The sequence below is a fragment of the Nonomuraea sp. NPDC003709 genome, assembly GCF_040610775.1.
GTDB classification, from domain to species: Bacteria; Actinomycetota; Actinomycetes; order Streptosporangiales; family Streptosporangiaceae; genus Nonomuraea; species Nonomuraea angiospora_A.
The window spans coordinates 580815-596442 of sequence record NZ_JBEXMW010000002.1 but is presented as its reverse complement, the minus strand read 5'-3'; the positions used below and the strand labels follow the sequence as shown (position 1 = coordinate 596442).

The 15628-nt window shown below is 71.4% G+C and carries 18 protein-coding genes; 10 read left to right on the top strand and 8 right to left on the bottom strand.

Annotation, left to right across the window (positions count from 1 at the left end):
• Window positions 1–55: 55 nt before the first annotated feature.
• Together ABZX61_RS07260 and ABZX61_RS07255 are read right to left on the bottom strand one after the other, a co-directional pair.
• Window positions 56–277 carry a hypothetical protein gene (locus ABZX61_RS07260; protein ID WP_355192258.1) on the bottom strand — a complete coding sequence of 74 codons (222 nt, stop codon included), beginning with the start codon at window positions 275–277 and terminating at the stop codon, window positions 56–58.
• Window positions 278–383: 106 nt separating this feature from the next.
• Window positions 384–629: a hypothetical protein gene (locus tag ABZX61_RS07255; protein ID WP_355192256.1), complete on the bottom strand. Its 246-nt coding sequence runs from the start codon at window positions 627–629 to the stop codon at window positions 384–386.
• A 147-nt stretch (window positions 630–776) separates the two neighbouring features.
• Here ABZX61_RS07255 and ABZX61_RS07250 point away from each other — a divergent pair, with 147 nt between their 5' ends.
• Window positions 777–2141, top strand: coding sequence for a pentapeptide repeat-containing protein (locus ABZX61_RS07250; RefSeq protein ID WP_355192254.1), 1365 nt, complete (start codon window positions 777–779; stop codon window positions 2139–2141).
• Here the strand turns inward: ABZX61_RS07250 and ABZX61_RS07245 are convergent.
• From ABZX61_RS07245 to ABZX61_RS07235, 3 genes are read right to left on the bottom strand one after another with little or no spacing between them, the layout of a single operon-like run.
• The gene (locus tag ABZX61_RS07245) at window positions 2138–2593 is read right to left on the bottom strand and encodes an SRPBCC domain-containing protein (RefSeq protein ID WP_355192252.1); all 456 of its coding nucleotides are present in this window, start codon (window positions 2591–2593) and stop codon (window positions 2138–2140) included. The genes ABZX61_RS07250 and ABZX61_RS07245 overlap by 4 nt on opposite strands.
• A complete protein-coding gene (locus ABZX61_RS07240; RefSeq protein ID WP_355192250.1) occupies window positions 2583–2915 on the bottom strand; it encodes a metalloregulator ArsR/SmtB family transcription factor in 333 nt (110 codons plus the stop codon). Before ABZX61_RS07240 ends, ABZX61_RS07245 begins: the two co-directional genes overlap by 11 nt.
• A complete protein-coding gene (locus ABZX61_RS07235; protein WP_355192248.1) occupies window positions 2912–3265 on the bottom strand; it encodes a VOC family protein in 354 nt (117 codons plus the stop codon). Before ABZX61_RS07235 ends, ABZX61_RS07240 begins: the two co-directional genes overlap by 4 nt.
• Before the next feature lie 105 nt (window positions 3266–3370).
• Here ABZX61_RS07235 and ABZX61_RS07230 point away from each other — a divergent pair, with 105 nt between their 5' ends.
• Complete coding sequence (locus ABZX61_RS07230; protein WP_350726788.1) at window positions 3371–4039, top strand: permease prefix domain 1-containing protein; 669 nt, start codon at window positions 3371–3373, stop codon at window positions 4037–4039.
• Here the strand turns inward: ABZX61_RS07230 and ABZX61_RS07225 are convergent.
• On the bottom strand, window positions 4011–4376 hold the full coding sequence (locus ABZX61_RS07225) for a helix-turn-helix transcriptional regulator (protein WP_350726786.1): 366 nt from the start codon (window positions 4374–4376) through the stop codon (window positions 4011–4013). The two genes, ABZX61_RS07230 and ABZX61_RS07225, sit on opposite strands and share 29 nt — an antisense overlap.
• Before the next feature lie 204 nt (window positions 4377–4580).
• On the opposite strand from ABZX61_RS07225, the gene ABZX61_RS07220 reads away from it, so the two are divergent.
• From ABZX61_RS07220 to ABZX61_RS07185, 8 genes are all read left to right on the top strand, one after another.
• Window positions 4581–5750 carry a cytochrome ubiquinol oxidase subunit I gene (locus ABZX61_RS07220; protein WP_355192245.1) on the top strand — a complete coding sequence of 390 codons (1170 nt, stop codon included), beginning with the start codon at window positions 4581–4583 and terminating at the stop codon, window positions 5748–5750.
• A gap of 13 nt (window positions 5751–5763) precedes the next feature.
• Window positions 5764–6528: a cytochrome d ubiquinol oxidase subunit II gene (locus tag ABZX61_RS07215; protein WP_350726782.1), complete on the top strand. Its 765-nt coding sequence runs from the start codon at window positions 5764–5766 to the stop codon at window positions 6526–6528.
• Window positions 6529–6544: 16 nt separating this feature from the next.
• Window positions 6545–8245: a thiol reductant ABC exporter subunit CydD gene (cydD, locus tag ABZX61_RS07210; RefSeq protein ID WP_355192243.1), complete on the top strand. Its 1701-nt coding sequence runs from the start codon at window positions 6545–6547 to the stop codon at window positions 8243–8245.
• The gene (cydC, locus tag ABZX61_RS07205; protein WP_355192241.1) at window positions 8242–9918 is read left to right on the top strand and encodes a thiol reductant ABC exporter subunit CydC; all 1677 of its coding nucleotides are present in this window, start codon (window positions 8242–8244) and stop codon (window positions 9916–9918) included. Before cydD ends, cydC begins: the two co-directional genes overlap by 4 nt.
• 82 nt (window positions 9919–10000) lie before the next feature.
• Complete coding sequence (locus ABZX61_RS07200) at window positions 10001–10624, top strand: hypothetical protein (protein ID WP_355192239.1); 624 nt, start codon at window positions 10001–10003, stop codon at window positions 10622–10624.
• Window positions 10621–10944, top strand: coding sequence for a transcriptional regulator (locus ABZX61_RS07195; RefSeq protein ID WP_350726774.1), 324 nt, complete (start codon window positions 10621–10623; stop codon window positions 10942–10944). The genes ABZX61_RS07200 and ABZX61_RS07195 overlap by 4 nt, the downstream gene beginning before the upstream one ends.
• A complete protein-coding gene (locus ABZX61_RS07190; protein ID WP_350726772.1) occupies window positions 10941–11822 on the top strand; it encodes an ABC transporter ATP-binding protein in 882 nt (293 codons plus the stop codon). The genes ABZX61_RS07195 and ABZX61_RS07190 overlap by 4 nt, the downstream gene beginning before the upstream one ends.
• A complete protein-coding gene (locus ABZX61_RS07185; RefSeq protein WP_355192237.1) occupies window positions 11815–12555 on the top strand; it encodes an ABC transporter permease in 741 nt (246 codons plus the stop codon). The genes ABZX61_RS07190 and ABZX61_RS07185 overlap by 8 nt, the downstream gene beginning before the upstream one ends.
• Before the next feature lie 67 nt (window positions 12556–12622).
• On the opposite strand, the gene ABZX61_RS07180 is transcribed toward ABZX61_RS07185, so the two are convergent.
• Both ABZX61_RS07180 and ABZX61_RS07175 read right to left on the bottom strand, forming a co-directional pair.
• Complete coding sequence (locus ABZX61_RS07180) at window positions 12623–13858, bottom strand: trypsin-like peptidase domain-containing protein (protein ID WP_355192235.1); 1236 nt, start codon at window positions 13856–13858, stop codon at window positions 12623–12625.
• Window positions 13859–14012: 154 nt separating this feature from the next.
• The gene (locus ABZX61_RS07175) at window positions 14013–15548 is read right to left on the bottom strand and encodes an AMP-binding protein (RefSeq protein ID WP_355192233.1); all 1536 of its coding nucleotides are present in this window, start codon (window positions 15546–15548) and stop codon (window positions 14013–14015) included.
• Window positions 15549–15628: the final 80 nt, after the last annotated feature.

Genomic DNA, 15628 nt, shown 5'->3' with positions numbered 1-15628 from the left:
AAGTGGCTCCTCGTCCCTCGCTGAAAACTGTCCATCGTTATGAACCCCTACCCTCTCACCGGCATTCCAGCGTCCATGCGGACGGCCGCGGAAGGCCGGGGTCGGGCAGGACCGCGCGCCTGACGTCGTGCATCGGGGATCGGGTGCCGTCGAAGACGACCTCCCGCGGGGCCGGCTCCTCGATCAGCCGCGCCACCTCGCGCGTGCCCGATTGATCGCCACCGTCGTAGGTCCCGACGCGCGCCGCGCGCGTCCGGGGTCGATCAACGTGCGCCAATGCAGGCTCACCCTCTCCCAGGGGGTTCGGAAGATCCATCTTATTTGCGCTGCCCCGCGCGAGACCTGGGCGGGCGGGTGTTGTGACATTCATCACCCCGACAGCGTCAGGCCGATGACCAGCGGGTCGTGGGGTCGGAGGAGCGGAACGCGTCCGGCTGGTAGAGGCCGGGCGGGTTGTACTCCTGGTCGGTCCGCTGGAAGTCGCCGGTGACGACGCCCTCGACCCGTACGGTCTGGCCGGGCAGCGGGGTCGCCTCCCCGCTGCCCGGCACCTGCGCGATCCGGTGGGTGGCAGGGGTGTCACAAGGGGATGCGGGAGCCGCCACGGCGGGCGAGGCGGAGAGAGCCACCACAATCAGGGCAGCAAGGGAGGCTCTGGATAAAGCGCGCATGCCCGGCACTTTGGAGCCTATTTAGAGCGCATATTTCCACATAAAAGCGGATAGAACATTAAAACATCGAACCTTGACGCCGTCTCCGGCGGGTATGACCTCTTCATGGACTGGGTCACCTGCGCGCATTCCGCTGCTTGCACCGGAATCGCCAGCCGGACGACCGGCTTCTGCCTCGCACACCTCGCACCCGACGAACTCCCCCAGGCCCTCGACGAGATCTCCCCCGGCCGCCTGCTCGACCTGCGCGGCACCACCGTCAGCGCCGAGTTGCTGTCCCGGGTGCTCCAAGCCGCCGGCGGCAGGCCCGGCAGGGCCCGGCTCGACCGGGTCAGGTTCACCGGCGACGTACGGCTGTCCGGCGTGACGTTCACGGGCGACGTGTCGCTCGACGGCGCCAGGTTCGAGCGGCTGGCCTCGTTCTTCGGCGCCCGCTTCGAGGGCAACGTGTCGCTGGCCGGCGCCAGGTTCACCCGCGAGCTGTCCTTCCACGGCGTCACCGTGCGCGGGCACGTCTCCCTCGACCGGGCCGTGATGTCCCGCGACGCGCTGTTCAGCCAGGCCGTCTTCGGCCACGGGCTGTCGTGCGAGCGGGCCAGGTTCGACGGGTACGCCACCTTCGACGGGGCCAGGCTGGGCGACGGGGCCGCCTTCAGAGGGGCGCGCTTCGGCCGTACCCTGTCCTTCCGCAAGGTCAGCGGGCACGCCGGGTTCGAGGCCGCGCACTTCGCCGCCGACGCGTACCTCTCGGCCACCGGCAGGCTGTCGGCGGCCAGGGCCCGCGCCGACGGGCTCCTGGACGTGGCGGTGTCCCGGTGCGGCGTCGACCTGCGCGGCGTCGAGGTGGCGGGCACGACGACGCTGCGGCTGACCGACTCCCAGGCCGACCTGGAAGGCGCGGTGCTGCGCGGCCCCGCCACCGTGACCGGCCGGGGCAGGTCCGGGCTGACCTCGCTGCGGCAGGTGAACGCGAGCGACCTGGCACTGTACGGGCTGGACCTTTCGGCGTGCAGGTTCGCCGGGCTGGCCCATCCGTCGGCGGTGCGGGTCAAGGACTGCACGTTCGCGCTGACGCCGCGCGGCCTGCGGGTGAGCCTGCGCTGGCCGATGCTGCGCTGGTTCTCCCGCCGGCGCGCGCTGGCCGACGAGCACACCATGCGCGGCTGGGAGGCGGCGGGCGACCCCGGCGCCACACCCGACCGGCTGGCCGACCTCTACGCCGGGCTGCAGCCCAGCGACCGCGCCACCTCGGCCGACTTCGCGTTCGCGGCCATGGAGATGCGGCGCCAGGCCGGTCACCGCTGGTGGCTGTCCGTCTCCTGGCTCCTGTGCGGGTACGGCATGCGCATGGGGCGGGCGGCGGGCTGGTTCGCGCTGCTGCTGGCGATCACCACGGCCGCCGTCATGTGGACGTCCACCTCGCACGCCGAACGCCGGGCGGAGTCGCCGAGCCCGGCCCTGAACCCTTAGGTGTCCAGCTCCTCCACGACGGCGGCGATCGCGCGGAAGTGGCGCGAGCGCCAGCCGCCGCCCATGATGCGGCGGGAGAGCTGCTGCAACTCGTCGCCCGGGTCGAAGCCCTCGTGGTCGAGGAACAGCCGGGTGCCCTTGCCCTCGGGCTCCAGCCGCCAGGTGACCGTCCAGTCGGCTTGCTTGTGGTCGCTCCAGCTGATCTTGAGCAGCTTCTCCGGCTCCAGCTCCAGCACCTCGCAGTAGACGATCCCGTCGAAGCCCACCTGCGGCTTGGGCTCCGTGGTGAACGTGAACCGGTGCCCCACCTCCGGCTTGAAGTCGTTGGGCATGAGCCAGCGGGCGACCAGCTCGGGCTCGGTGAGTGCCCGCCACACCTTCCTCGGGGGATGTGCGATGAACTGGTCGATCCTGATCGCGCGCAGGTCCTCGGCCGCCGTGTCACGGGGCATGGTTGTCGTCCTCCATCTCGTCCAGCAGGGTCGTGAGGTCGGCCAGCTTCTCCCGCCAGAACCGTTCGTACGGGGTGAGCCAGTCGCGGATCTCCATGAGCGGCGCCGCCTCCAGCCGATAGTGCCGCTCCCGCCCCTTGCGGCTCTCGACCACCAGCCCGGCGTCCCTGAGCACCTTGAGGTGCTCCGACACGCTGGGCCTGCTCATGTCGAACCGCTCGGCCAGCCGGCCGGCGGGCTGGGCTCCCTCGTCGAGCAGCAGGCGCAGCAGCTCCCGCCTGGCCGGGCTGGCCAGCGCGGTGAACACGTGGTCGGCCGTCATGCCTGGCTGACCACGAACCCGTTGCCGAACGGGTCCTGGAACAGCAGCTGACGCCCCCACGGCTCGTCGCTCGGCCCCTCGAACGAGACGCCGTGCTCGCGCAGCCGAGCGGCCAGGACGTCGAGGTCGGGCGCGGCCACCACCAGGCCGCCGATCGGGGCCATGCCGGGGAACCAGGAGGCCAGCAGCAGCGCGGTCCCGGACCCCTTGGGGGCGACGGTGAGCCAGCGGCCCATCGGGAACGGGTTGTCGGTGCGCACCTCGCAGTCGAGGACGCCGGTGTAGAAGGCCAGCGCCCGCTCCTGGTCGGCGACGGGCACGGTGATGGTGAGGATCTGAGATATCGGCATGTCGGACACTATACGTAGGAATTTTCCTACACATCAACCCGGCCCCGGAAATATCGGGGAATTCCCCGATGGGAGACCGAGATCGTCCTCCGTAGACTGGGGTCCATGCGTATCGACGACTACGTGGCGGAGCTCGACAGCGCCCTGGCCGGCCCGCAGGGGGCGAAGCGCGATCTGGTCGTCGAGGCGCGCGACAGCCTGACCGACACCGCCGACGCGCTGGAGGCCGAGGGGCTCGCACGGGCGGAGGCGGAGCGGGTCGCGGTGGCGGAGTTCGGGGAGGTCGCGGAGGTCGCCCCCGGCTACCAGTCCGAGCTGACCGCCGTGGCGGGGCGCCGGCTGGGCTTCCTGCTGTTCATCAGCGTGCCGATCACCGCGCTGATGTGGTCGGTGATCTGGCGCATCTATCCCGGCGACGACCAGGCCTGGCGCCTCGCGCCCGCCTGGTACCGGCCCGTCTCGCGCCTGCTCGACGTCCTGCAGCTCTGCGTCGGGCTCTACGGCGGGCTCGCGCTGTTCGCGCTGAGCCGGGGCGCCCGGTGGATCCGCCGGCCGCGGCTGGTGACCAGGTCGCTGGGCGTGCTCGTCTGGGGCATGCTGCCCGTCACGGTGGCGCTGGGCATGCTGCTGACCCTGGGCTCGAACGGGGCGAGCCATCTGGACGTCCTGCCCTCCATGCTGGCCAACGCGGTGACGTCCGCCTGCTGGGGCCTGCAGATCTACGGCGCGACGCGCTGCCTGCGCATCAGCCGGCCGCCCTTCGCGCGCCGCTGACCTCCCCGGCCTCCACGGCGTCCGCGCGGAGCACGCCGCCGATCACGCTGGCGAACTCCTGCCACGCCGAGCGCTCCCCTTCGAGCTGCTTCCTGCCCGAATCCGTCAGCCGGTAGGTACGGCGCTTGCGCCCGCCCACCGTGGCCCACTCGCTGGACAGGTAGCCGATGCGCTCCAGCCGGCGCAGGGCCGGGTAGACGGTGCCCGTCGGCACGTTCAGCGCGCCGCCGCTGCGCTCCAGCAGCGCCTCGATGATGGCGTAGCCGTGCAGCGGCTCCCGCTCCAGCACGGAGAGCAGGAGCGCGTCCATGTGCCCGCGCAGCGCGTCCGGATTCATGATTCCGATCCTAGACACCGCACGGGCGACCCGGCATGCTCCGCCCGCCGTGCCCCCTCCCGCCGAAGGACCCCGGCCGAAGCCGGCATGGCGCGCCACCCCTCCCTCCGAGGGGCATCGGCCGAAGTGCGGACGTGTGCGCTCATGTAGGCAGTCTACATGTAGGCTCTCTATATGTAGACAGACACAACAACGGAGTTCGCGATGGATGTACTCGAACTGGCCCGGACACAGTTCGCCGTGACGGGAAGCCTCCACTTCCTGTTCGTCGTGCTCACCCTGGGCCTGGCGCCACTGGTGGCGATCATGAACACGCGCTGGGCGATCTCGGGCAAACCGCTCCACGAGGCCATGACCCGCTTCTGGGGCCAGATCTACGTCGTCAACTACGCGCTGGGCATCGTGACCGGGCTGGTGATGGAGTTCCAGTTCGGCCTCTCCTGGAGCGGCCTGTCCCACTACGCCGGTGACGTGTTCGGCGCGCCGCTGGCCATGGAGACCCTGGTGGCCTTCTTCCTGGAGTCCACGTTCCTGGGCCTGTGGATCTTCGGGTGGGGGCGGCTGCCGAAATGGGCGCATCTGGCCTGCATCTGGCTCGTGACGCTGACCGCGTACGCGAGCGCCTTCTCCATCATGCTCGCCAACTCGTTCCTGCAGAACCCGGTCGGCTCCGTCGCCCGCGGCGACCGCCTGGAGCTGGTCGACTTCGGCGCCCTGCTCACGAACAAGAGCCTGATCTTCTCCTTCCCGCACGTCATCGGGGCGGGGCTGTTCACGGGGGCCATGGTGCTGGTGGGGGCGAGCGCGTACCAGCTGCGCCGCCGTACCGAGCACGTGGAGTTCTTCACCAGGTCGCTGCGGACCGGCGTGGTCGCGGCGGCGATCGGGATCTTCGTCACGATCGGGTTCGGGTACGCGCAGTTCGCCGGGATCCAGGACGGGAAGTTCAGCGACAACGTGGGCGCGGCGGTCGCACTCGGGATGATGATCGAGTTCGGGCAGCTGCTCGCGCTGGTCGTGCTGTTCGTGATGCTGCCGATGATCGCCGTGTTGCCGCGCTGGCGGTGGACGCATCCGCTGCTCATGCTGATGACGCCGCTGCCGTTCGTGCTGGCGATCATGGGCTGGCTGGCGCGGGAGGTCGGCCGGCAGCCGTGGATGATCTGGGAGAAGCTCACCGTGGCCGACGCCATGTCCCCCGGGCTGACCTCGGGCATGGTCACGGCCTCGCTCGTCGGGTTCGCGGGCGTGCTGGGGCTGCTGGCGGTCGTCGACTACGTGCTCATCGCCAGGATCGTCCGGCGCGGGCCGCGCGACGTGGCCCTGGGCGCCGTCCCCGCCGGTGAGACCCGCTCCCCCGCGCTGAGTTACTGAGTGAGGTGCCGACATGGAAGTGATCTGGTTCGTTCTCTTCGCCGTGCTGCTGGCCGGATATTTCGCCCTTGAGGGGTTCGACCTGGGGGTGGGGCTGTTGCTGCCGCTGCTGGGCAGGACCCGCGAGGGCCGCGACCGCATGGTGGCCGCGATGGCGCCGTACGTGCTGGCCAACGAGGTGTGGCTGGTGGCGGTCGCCGGGACGCTGTTCGGCGTCTATCCGCTGCTCGAGGGCGAGGTGCTGTTCAAGCTGTACCCGCTGGTGGTGGCCATGCTGCTGAGCTGGATCCTGCGGGACGCGGGGCTGTGGTTCCGGCGCAGGCTGGACGGGTTCAGGTGGCGGGGGTTCTGGGACGCGATGATCGCGTTCGGGTCTCTGGGACTGTCGTTCGGGTGGGGCATGACGATCCACGCGGCGGCCACGGGGTTCGCGGGCCCGGTGGTGCACCCGGTGGGGGTGATGCTGGGGGCGGTCGTGACGCTGCTGTTCGCCTTCCACGGGTGGACGTTCCTGGCGTGGCGGGCGCCCGGGGTCTTCGGGGCGTCCAGGTCGGGGCGGGCCCTGGTGGTGTCGGGAGTCGTGGCGGCGGTCCCGGCGGTGGGCGTGCTCGTGGGCGCGATGCCGTACCTGCTGGCGAACAGCGCGCCGGCGGCCACGTTGAATGTGCTCAGTGTCATGGTGCTGCCGTTCGCACCCATCGTCCTGGGCGCGCAAGTATGGGTGTGGCGCACTTTCCGCCCAGGGAAGGACGCCGTCCCGCTTCCGTCGTTCTTCTGAGGGCTTCTGAGGGCTCGTGCACAAGGATCTCCTACGGCTCATGCGGGCCGAGCGGTCGGTCCGCCGCCACCTGGCCGTGACCATGGTCGCGGCGGTGCTGGCCGGGCTGCTCGTGCTGGTGCAGGCCGAGTTGCTGGCCGGGGTGCTGTCCGGCAGGTTCACCGCCGTCGCCCTGGCGGGGCTGGCGGCGGTGGTGGGCGTGCGGGCGCTGCTGGCCTGGACGCAGGGCGTCTTCGCCGGGCGCACCGCCACCGGCGTGAAGTCGGCGCTGCGCCACCGGCTGCTGGCCCGGCTGCGCGACCTGGGCCCCGGGCGGCTCACGCAGCACCGCTCGGGCGAGCTGGTCACGCTCACGGGGCGCGGCCTGGACGGGCTCGACGCGTACCTGACCGGCTACCTGCCGTCGATCGCGGTGGCCGGGGTGGTGCCGCTCGCGGTGCTGGTACGGCTGTTCGCCGCCGACCTGGCGAGCGCGCTCATCGTCCTGATCACGCTGCCCCTGATCCCCGTCTTCGGCGCCCTGGTCGGCATGACCACCAAGGCCGTCACCGAGCGCCAGTTCCTGGCCCTGTCGCGGCTCGGCGGCCACTTCCTCGACGTGGTGCGCGGGCTGCCCACCCTGCGGGCCTTCGGCCGGGCCCGCTACCAGGCGGGCGTCATCCAGCAGGTCGCGGACGCGCACCGGAACGCGACGATGCGGACGTTGCGGGTGGCGTTCCTGTCGTCGCTGGTGCTGGAGCTGTGCGCGTCGCTGTCGCTGGCGCTGGTGGCGGTGCCGATCGGGCTGCGGCTGCTCGGGGGGTCGCTGGATCTGACGACGGCGCTGCTGGTGCTGCTGCTGGCGCCGGAGGCGTACCTGCCGCTGCGGGCGATGGGGACGCGCTTCCACGCCTCGATGGAGGGGGTGGCGGCGGCCGACGCGGCCTTCGCCGTGCTGGACGGCGCGGACGAGCCCGAGCCCGCATACGGGCGGGTTCATCCGGCCGGGCAGGGGGCACCGGAGATCCGCCTGGAGAACGTGACCGTGCGCTACCCCGGCCGCGACGTCGCGGCCCTGGAGGACGTCTCGCTCACGATCGGCCCGGGGGAACGTGTGGCGCTGGTCGGCGAGAGCGGTGGCGGCAAGAGCACCCTGCTCCATCTCGTCCTCGGGTTCGTCCGGCCGTCGGAGGGCCGGGTGCTCGTCGACGGCACCGATCTTCGCGAGCTCGACCTGGGGAGCTGGCGGGCGCGGCTGGCGTTCGTGGCGCAGCGGCCCCACCTGTTCGCCACCTCCGTGGCCGGCAACATCCGGCTCGGGGCTCCCGCGGCCTCCCTGGAGGAGGTCCGCAGCGCCGCGGCCGCCGCACACGCCGACTTCGTGGACGCGTTGCCGCAGGGGTTCGACACGGTGGTGGGCGAGCGCGGCGCCAACCTGTCCGCCGGTCAGCGGCAGCGGATCGCGCTGGCGCGGGCCTTCTGCCGGCCCGCGGCCTCGGTGCTGCTGCTCGACGAGCCCACGGCCCGCCTGGACGGGCGCAGCGAGGCCGCCGTGGTGGCGGCCACCTCGGACCTGGCCCAGGGCCGTACGGCCGTCATCGTCGCGCACCGCCCGGCCATGATCGACCTGGCCGACCGCGTCATCCGGGTGCACGAGGGCCGCGTCGTCTCCGACACCACCCGCGTGCACCGAAAAGCCGAGCCGGCGGCGCGGCGGGGCGAAGGGAGCGGCCGGTGAACCGGCGCATGGGCACGCGGCTCCTCTGGGCCGTGCTGGCGGGCGCGGCGGCGGACCTGGCGGGGCTCGGGCTCATCGCCGCCGCCGCCTGGCTGATCACCAGGGCCGCGCAGCAGCCAGGCCTGGCCGCCCTGAGCGTGGCCATCGTGGCGACCAGGGCGTTCGCCACGAGCAAGGGCGTCTTCCGCTACGCCGAACGCCTCACCGGCCACGACGTCGCGCTCCGCGCCCAGGCGGGCACCCGCGAGCAGCTCTACCGGGCCCTCATCCCGCCCCAGCAGCCCCGGCACGGCGGCGCGGACCTGCTCAGCCGCATGGTCGACGACACCGAGGCCGTACAGGACCTGCTCGTGCGCTGCCTGCTCCCCGCCGCGGCGGCGGCGCTGGCGGGGCTGGCGGCCGTCGTCATCGGGCTGGCCATCCTGCCGGTGACGGCGCTCGTGCTGGTGGCCGGGCTCGTGCTGGCCGGGGTGGCGCTGCCCGCCGGTACGGCCGCCGCGGCCCGGCGCTGGTCGGCCAGGATCGCCCCGGCCAGGGCGGCGCTGGCGGGCCGGGTGGCCGACCTGGTGCACGGCTCCGCCGACCTGGCCGCCTACGGCGCCGACGAGGAGGCGCTGGCCAAGGCGCTGGCCGCCGACGAGTCCCTGGCCGCGCTCGAACGCCGCCAGGCCCGCGTCCACGCCGCCGCCCTGGCCGGGGGCACTCTCGTGCAGGGCCTGACGGTGGCGGCCGTCGTCCTGCTCGCACAGGGCGCGGGCGCCGGCTCGGTCGCGACGGCCGTGCTCGCGCTGACCTCCCTGGTGGCGTTCGAGCCGGTGCTGCCGCTGGCGGCGGCGGGCGAGCGCCTGGCCGGGATCACGGCGGCGCTGCGCCGCCTGCGCGAGGTCCGCGCCGCCACCCCGGCCGTCGCGGAGCCCGCCCGGCCCGCGCCCCGGCCCGAGACCCCGCTGACCGTCGAGATCGACGACCTGGTGGTCCGCCACGGGTCCGCGCGGGCCGCTCTGGACGGCGTGTCGCTGACGCTCACGCCCGGCAGGCGGGTGGCGATCGTGGGCCCCAGCGGAGCGGGCAAGAGCACGCTGCTGGCCGCCCTGATGCGCCTGGTCGAGCCGGAGTCGGGCAGCATCCGCGTCAACGGCGTGGACGTCCGCGACCTCGGCGGCGACGACGTGCGGGCGCTCATGACCGGCCTCACCCAGGACCCGTACATCTTCCGCGCCAGCCTGAAGGACAACCTGCGCCTCGCGGGCCCGGAGGCCGGCGAGGAGGAGCTGGAGCGGGCCGTACGCGACGCCAGGCTCGACGGCTGGGTCGAGCGGACCGGGTGGGACGCCGAGCTGGGCGAGGACGGCAGGACCGTGTCCGGCGGCCAGCTGCAGCGCCTGGCCCTGGCCAGGGCCCTGCTGTACGACCCGCCGGTGCTGCTGCTCGACGAGCCCGCCGAGGCGCTCGACGAGGAGACCGCCGACCGGCTGATGGGCGACCTGCTCGACGTCACCCGCGACCGCACCACACTCCTCGTGACGCACCGGCTCAAGGGGCTGGAGAGCGTGGACGAGGTCGTGGTGCTCGAAGAGGGCCGGGTCGTCCAGCGCGGACGGCATGACGAGCTCGTCTCGGTGCCCGGCTACTACCGCGATCTGTGGGAGTCCGAGGTCCTGACCAGGCGCTGAACCCCCTGACGAACGAGGGATTGAGTTGGCGCGGCAAGCTGGTTTAAAATACAAACCAGTTTGAGGGACCGAGGGGTTTGCGATGACGAGCGACGACGACCAGGTGACCAGCCCTGAGGAGATGCTGCGCCTCATCGAGGAGCAGCGGGCCGCCACCAGGAGGTGGCTGCACGGCGACCCGCTCCTGCTCTACGCCCCCTGGGGCGTCGCCTGGCTGCTCGGGTTCACCGCGTTCTTCCTGCACTACGGCCTCGACGGCCGCCCGTACGCGCCGATCTCCCAGATGCAGGCGCTGGCGGTGCTGATGGGCGCGCAGATCGTGGCCGGGGCGGTGGCCGCGTTCGGGATCGTGCGGATGAGCAAGGGCGTCCGCGGCGACCACACGGCCAGGGGCACGATGTATGGCTACGCGTGGTTCGCCGGGATGATGCTCGTGGTCGTCATCGCCACCAGGGTGAGCCCTCTGCTGCCACCCGACGAGAGCGGCCTCGTCTGGGGAGGCGGGTCGCTCATGGTCGTCGCGGTCATGCACATGGCCGGGGGCGCGATCTGGCTCAACTGGCCGATGTTCTTCATCGGGGCGTGGGTGGCGGGCGTCGACGCCGTGGGCGTGCTCCTCGGCGCCGGCTGGCACGCGCTGCTGACGGCGGTGCTGCTGGGAGGTGGCTTCATCGTCGCGGGCCTGTGGCTCAGGCGCTGCCGGTGAGCACGGACAACGCACCGCCGGAGCTCGACCCGGTGATCCACGCGCAGGCCAGGCTCCGGGTCGTCGCCGCGCTCAACGTGCTCGGCGAGGGGAACGAGATGGCCTTCCCCTCGCTGAAGGACCTGCTCGGCATGACGGCGGGAAACCTGTCGGTGCACCTCACCAAGCTGGAGGACGCCGGATACGTCCAGATCGTCAAGACGCACAAGGGGCGCACCCCCGTCACGTTCGTGGCACTCACCAAGCGCGGACGGCTTGCCTTCGAGGACTACACCAAGGCGATCCGCGCCTTGCTCGACAATGCTGGAGGAATCTCATGACCATGCTCGCCAGGGCGATCGAGGTCACCCGTCGCTACGGCGACGTGCTCGCGCTCGACGGCGTCTCGCTCGACATCCGGGCGGGCGAGCTCGTCGGGCTGCTCGGCCCGAACGGCGCGGGCAAGTCCACGCTGATCAACCTGTTCGTGGGGCTGCGCCGCCCCACGTCCGGCACGGTCGAGCTGCTCGGCGGCTCCCCGCAGGACCCGGCCATGCGGCGCGGGATCGGCGTGACCCCGCAGGAGACCGGGCTGCCCGAGTCGTTACGCGTCGGCGAGATCGTCGACTTCGTCTCCTCACATTTCACGAAAAAGGCGGATAAAGGGGAGCTGCTGGCCCGCTTCGGCCTCGACGACCTGGTCAAACGGCAGGTCGGCGGCCTGTCCGGCGGCCAGAAGCGGCGGCTGGCCGTGGCGCTGGCCTTCGCGGGTGACCCGCAGCTGGTCTTCCTGGACGAGCCCACGACCGGCCTGGACGTCGAGGCCAGGCGCTCGCTGTGGGAGGGCGTCAGATCCTTCCACGAGGGCGGCGGCACGGTCCTGCTGACCAGCCACTACCTGGAGGAGATCGAGGCCCTGGCCGAGCGGGTCGTGGTGGTGGGCCACGGCCGCGTGCTGGCCGACGACACGGTGCGAGCCGTGCGCGACATGGTGGGCGTGCGGCGCGTCTCGCTCGTCGCCGAGAACCTGCCCGAGCTGCCCGGCGTGATCGGCACCGAACACGAGGACGGCCGGATCCACCTGGTGACCACCGACCCCGACCGGCTGGTCGTCGAGCTGGTGCGCAGCGGCACCCCGTTCTCCGGCCTCGAGATCAGGCCGACCACCCTGGAAGAGGCCTTCCTCACCATCACCTCGAAGGAGACGGCCCATGCCTAGCCTGGTCCTCGCGCACACCCGCTACCTCATGCTGGAGCAGTTGCGGGTGCCCATCAGCCTCCTGGCCAGCGCGTTCTTCCCGGCCGTGTCGATGCTGGCGTTCGTGGTGCCGTTCGCGGGGCAGGATCCGCAGCAGGCCACGATGGCGACGGCGTCGCTGATGTTCTTCGGGGCCATGTCGGGGGCGTTGATCGGGCTCAGCATCACCGTCGCCCAGGACCGCGAGCAGCCCTGGAACCCGTACCTGCGCACGCTCCCGGCGGGCCCGTTCCCCCGCTTCGCCGCGCGGATCCTGACGACGGTGGCCGTCATGCTGATCTCGGTGATCCCCGTGCTGCTGGTGGCGGCGTTCCTCACGGAGGCCACCATCACGCCGGTGAAACTGCTGCTCGGGCTGGCCGTGCTGGTCGTCAGCGGGATCCCGTTCATGCTGCTGGCCCTGTTCATCGGCTTCCGGCTGAGCTCGAAGGCGGCGATCGCCGTGTCGCAGATCCTGTTCTTCCCGCTGGCGGTGCTGGGCGGGCTGCTGCTGCCGCCCCAGGTCCTGCCCGGCTTCATCGAGGCCGTCTCCCCGTACGTGCCGACCCGGGGTGCGGCGGAGCTGCTCTGGGCGGTGACCGCGGACCGCGCCCCGAACGTGGTCGCCGTCGTCATGCTGGCCGTCTGGACGGTCGTCCTCGCCCTCGCCGCGGGCTGGGCCTACCGCCGCGACGAGGGCAGACGCTTCTCCTGAAATGGGGGGGTGTGCCGCCGAGTCCGCAGCGATCTCAACGGCACACCCGTCCGGGAGGGGGTCCTTGTTACTTCTTCTCTTCGAGGGTCACGGTGACGTCGGCCGTCTTGCCGTCCCTCATGTATGTGATCTTGACCTGTTGGCCGGGTTTAAAACCTCTGACCTGCCCAACTACAGTATCTCCCCCATCAACCGCCTTGTCACCGATCTTGGTGATCAGATCGCCCTGCCGCAGTCCCGCCTTGGCCGCCGGGCTCCCGTCGGTGACCTGCCTGACGAGGGCTCCCGGCACGTCGCCGGTCGCGTCGGTGACGCTCACGCCGAGGAACGCGTGGCTGACCTTGCCGCTGCCGATGAGCTGCTCGGAGACCTGCTTGGCGGTGTTGACCGGGATGGCGAAGCCGACGCCGCCGCCCGCGGCGTCCGAGGCGATCGCGGTGTTGATGCCGATCAGCTCGCCCGCGGCGTTCACCAGCGCGCCGCCGGAGTTGCCGGGGTTGATCGAGGCGTCGGTCTGGATGGCGCCGGCGATCGTGGTGGTCCCGCTCCCCTGGTCCTGCTGCTGGCCCCAGCCCCAGCCGGGCGGGATCTGCTGCCGCTGCTCGCCGCCGACGGTGAGCGTGCGGTCGAGCGCGCTGACGATGCCCGCGGTGACGGATCCGTCGAGGCCGAGCGGGCTTCCGATGGCCAGTACGGGGTCGCCGACCTTGACGATGTCGCTGTCGCCGAGCGTGGCCTTGCTCAGCCCCGACACGCCTTCCGCCCTGATGACGGCCAGGTCGGTGGCCGGGTCGGTGCCGACGACGCTGGCCTTGGCGGTCTTGCCGTCGTTGAACTTGACGGTCATCTGCCCGCCGCCCTCGCCGGCGCCCACGACCACGTGGTTGTTGGTGAGGATGAGCCCGTCCTCCGACAGCACGACCCCGGAGCCCTCACCGGTCTGACCCTGGATCATCACGACGGTCGGCTGCACCTTGGCGGCCACCTGCGCGATGGTGAGCTGGTTGGAGGCCGACTTGAAGACGGGACTCGGCGTCGCGCTGCTGGCCAGCTGCGTCGGCTGGAACGCGTTGGCGACGACGGCCCCCACGACGCCGCCGCCGATGGCCGTGGCCGCCAGGGCGAGCCCGGCGACGGTCTTGCGACCCGCGGCGAAGCCGAGCTTCTTCGGTGGCGAGGAAGGCGGGGCCGGCTGGTCCATGATCTGCGTGTCCCGCCGGGGAAAGCCCCCGGCGGCCGGCGGGTTGCTGCCGAACTGGCTCCACCCACCGGTCCCCTGCTCGTGAGGCTCGTTCGCGTTCATCTGTCATCTCCCTCGAGTACCGATGACTCCAGGGTGCCAAGAGACGCGTAAGCGCACGTTAAGCCGCTGATCAGAGCTTTATGAGAAGTCTGAACGGGCGCCTTATCCGCCAAGGTGGAACCACCGGCGACGGTCCGGAGAAAATGCGGAAAATTTACCCGGAAGCCGGCCAGTACTCGTCCCTGAGCAGGCGCTTGTAGAGCTTGCCCGTCGGGTGGCGGGGCAACTGCTCGCGGAAATCCACCGACTTCGGGCACTTGTAGTGGGCCAGGCGCTCGCGGCAGTACGCGATCAGCTCCGCCTCCAGCCCCGGGCCGGCCTCGGCCATGGAGACCGGCTCGACCACGGCCTTGACCTGCTCGCCCATCTCCTCGTCCGGCACCCCGAACACCGCCACGTCGGCCACCTTCGGATGCACCGACAGGACGTTCTCGGCCTCCTGCGGGTAGATGTTCACGCCGCCGGAGATGATCATGTACGAGCGGCGGTCGGTGAGGTAGAGGAAGCCGTCGGCGTCCAGGCGGCCGATGTCGCCGAGCGTGGTCCAGCCCCTGCCCTGGGGATCTTCCGCGGAGCGGGTCTTGCCCGGGTCGTCGTGGTACTCGAACCGGCCGCCCTTCTCGAAGTAGATCGTGCCGTGCTCGCCCGGGGGCAGGTCGTTGCCGTCCTCGTCGCAGATGTGCACGATGCCGAGCAGGGAACGGCCGACCGTGCCCTTGTGCAGGAGCCAGTCCTGGGAGTTGACGTAGAGGAAGCCGTTGCCCTCGGTGCCCGCGTAGTACTCGTGGATGATCGGGCCCCACCAGTCGATCATCTGCTCCTTTACGGGGACGGGGCAGGGGGCGGCGGCGTGGATCGCGTAAGCGAGCGAGGAAATATCGTACTTTGCCCGGGTTTCCTCGGGCAGTTTGAGCATCTTGATGAACATCGTGGGCACGAGCTGCGCGTGCGTCACCCCGTACCGCTCCACCAGCGCCAGGAACTGCTCGGGGTCGAAGCGCTCCATCACCACCACCGTGGCCCCGAGCCGCTGGAACGTCAGGCTGTAGCGCAGCGGGGCGGCGTGGTAGAGCGGGGCCGGCGAGAGGTAGACGCTGTCCGCCGACGGCGCGAACAGCGCCTGGACGAGCTGGAGCAGCATGCCGGGCTCGGTGAGCGGGCCGTGCGCCGAGGGGATCTTGACACCCTTCGGCCGTCCCGTGGTGCCCGAGGAGTAGAGCATGTCCACGCCCATGCACTCGTCGTCGATCGGGGTGGCCGGCTGCTTGGCGACCGCCTCCTCGTACGACGCGAAGCCCTCGGCCGTGCCGTCCAGCATGAGCCGCAGCTCGACCCCGGGCGTGGCGTCGGTGACCGAGGTGGCGACGGCGGCCAGGTCGGCGCTGGAGATGAACGCCCGGGCGCCGCAGTTGCCGATGATGTAGGCCAGCTCGTCGGTCTGCAGGCGGGAGCTGATCGGCGTGTAGTACAGCCCCGAGCGCTGTGCCGCCCAGGCGACGGCCAGGAAGAGGGGGTGGTTGGCGAGCATGAACGCGATGTGGTCACCGGGCCGCAGCCCGGCGGCGCGGAGCAGGTGGGCCAGCCGGTTCGACTCCTCGTCCAGCTCGCGGTAGGTGATGATCCGTCCGGAGCCCGCCATGATCACAGCGGGCTTGTCTGGGGTGACTGCTGCGATGGCTCCCGGATACATGACCGAACACTATTCGGTGCCCCGCGCCCACGCCAGGCCGCGCGCCCGCCCATCCCCTTTGCGTGTCGGTGAGACGGGCG

Coding starts and splice junctions, on each gene's coding strand:
- ABZX61_RS07250 (WP_355192254.1), top strand. CDS start 777: ATGGACTGGGTCACCTGCGCGCATTCCGCTGCTTGCACCGGAATCGCC.
- ABZX61_RS07245 (WP_355192252.1), bottom strand. CDS start 2,593: ATGCCCCGTGACACGGCGGCCGAGGACCTGCGCGCGATCAGGATCGAC.
- ABZX61_RS07240 (WP_355192250.1), bottom strand. CDS start 2,915: ATGACGGCCGACCACGTGTTCACCGCGCTGGCCAGCCCGGCCAGGCGG.
- ABZX61_RS07235 (WP_355192248.1), bottom strand. CDS start 3,265: ATGCCGATATCTCAGATCCTCACCATCACCGTGCCCGTCGCCGACCAG.
- ABZX61_RS07230 (WP_350726788.1), top strand. CDS start 3,371: ATGCGTATCGACGACTACGTGGCGGAGCTCGACAGCGCCCTGGCCGGC.
- ABZX61_RS07225 (WP_350726786.1), bottom strand. CDS start 4,376: ATGAATCCGGACGCGCTGCGCGGGCACATGGACGCGCTCCTGCTCTCC.
- ABZX61_RS07220 (WP_355192245.1), top strand. CDS start 4,581: ATGGATGTACTCGAACTGGCCCGGACACAGTTCGCCGTGACGGGAAGC.
- ABZX61_RS07215 (WP_350726782.1), top strand. CDS start 5,764: ATGGAAGTGATCTGGTTCGTTCTCTTCGCCGTGCTGCTGGCCGGATAT.
- ABZX61_RS07200 (WP_355192239.1), top strand. CDS start 10,001: ATGACGAGCGACGACGACCAGGTGACCAGCCCTGAGGAGATGCTGCGC.
- ABZX61_RS07190 (WP_350726772.1), top strand. CDS start 10,941: ATGACCATGCTCGCCAGGGCGATCGAGGTCACCCGTCGCTACGGCGAC.
- ABZX61_RS07185 (WP_355192237.1), top strand. CDS start 11,815: ATGCCTAGCCTGGTCCTCGCGCACACCCGCTACCTCATGCTGGAGCAG.
- ABZX61_RS07180 (WP_355192235.1), bottom strand. CDS start 13,858: ATGAACGCGAACGAGCCTCACGAGCAGGGGACCGGTGGGTGGAGCCAG.
- ABZX61_RS07175 (WP_355192233.1), bottom strand. CDS start 15,548: ATGTATCCGGGAGCCATCGCAGCAGTCACCCCAGACAAGCCCGCTGTG.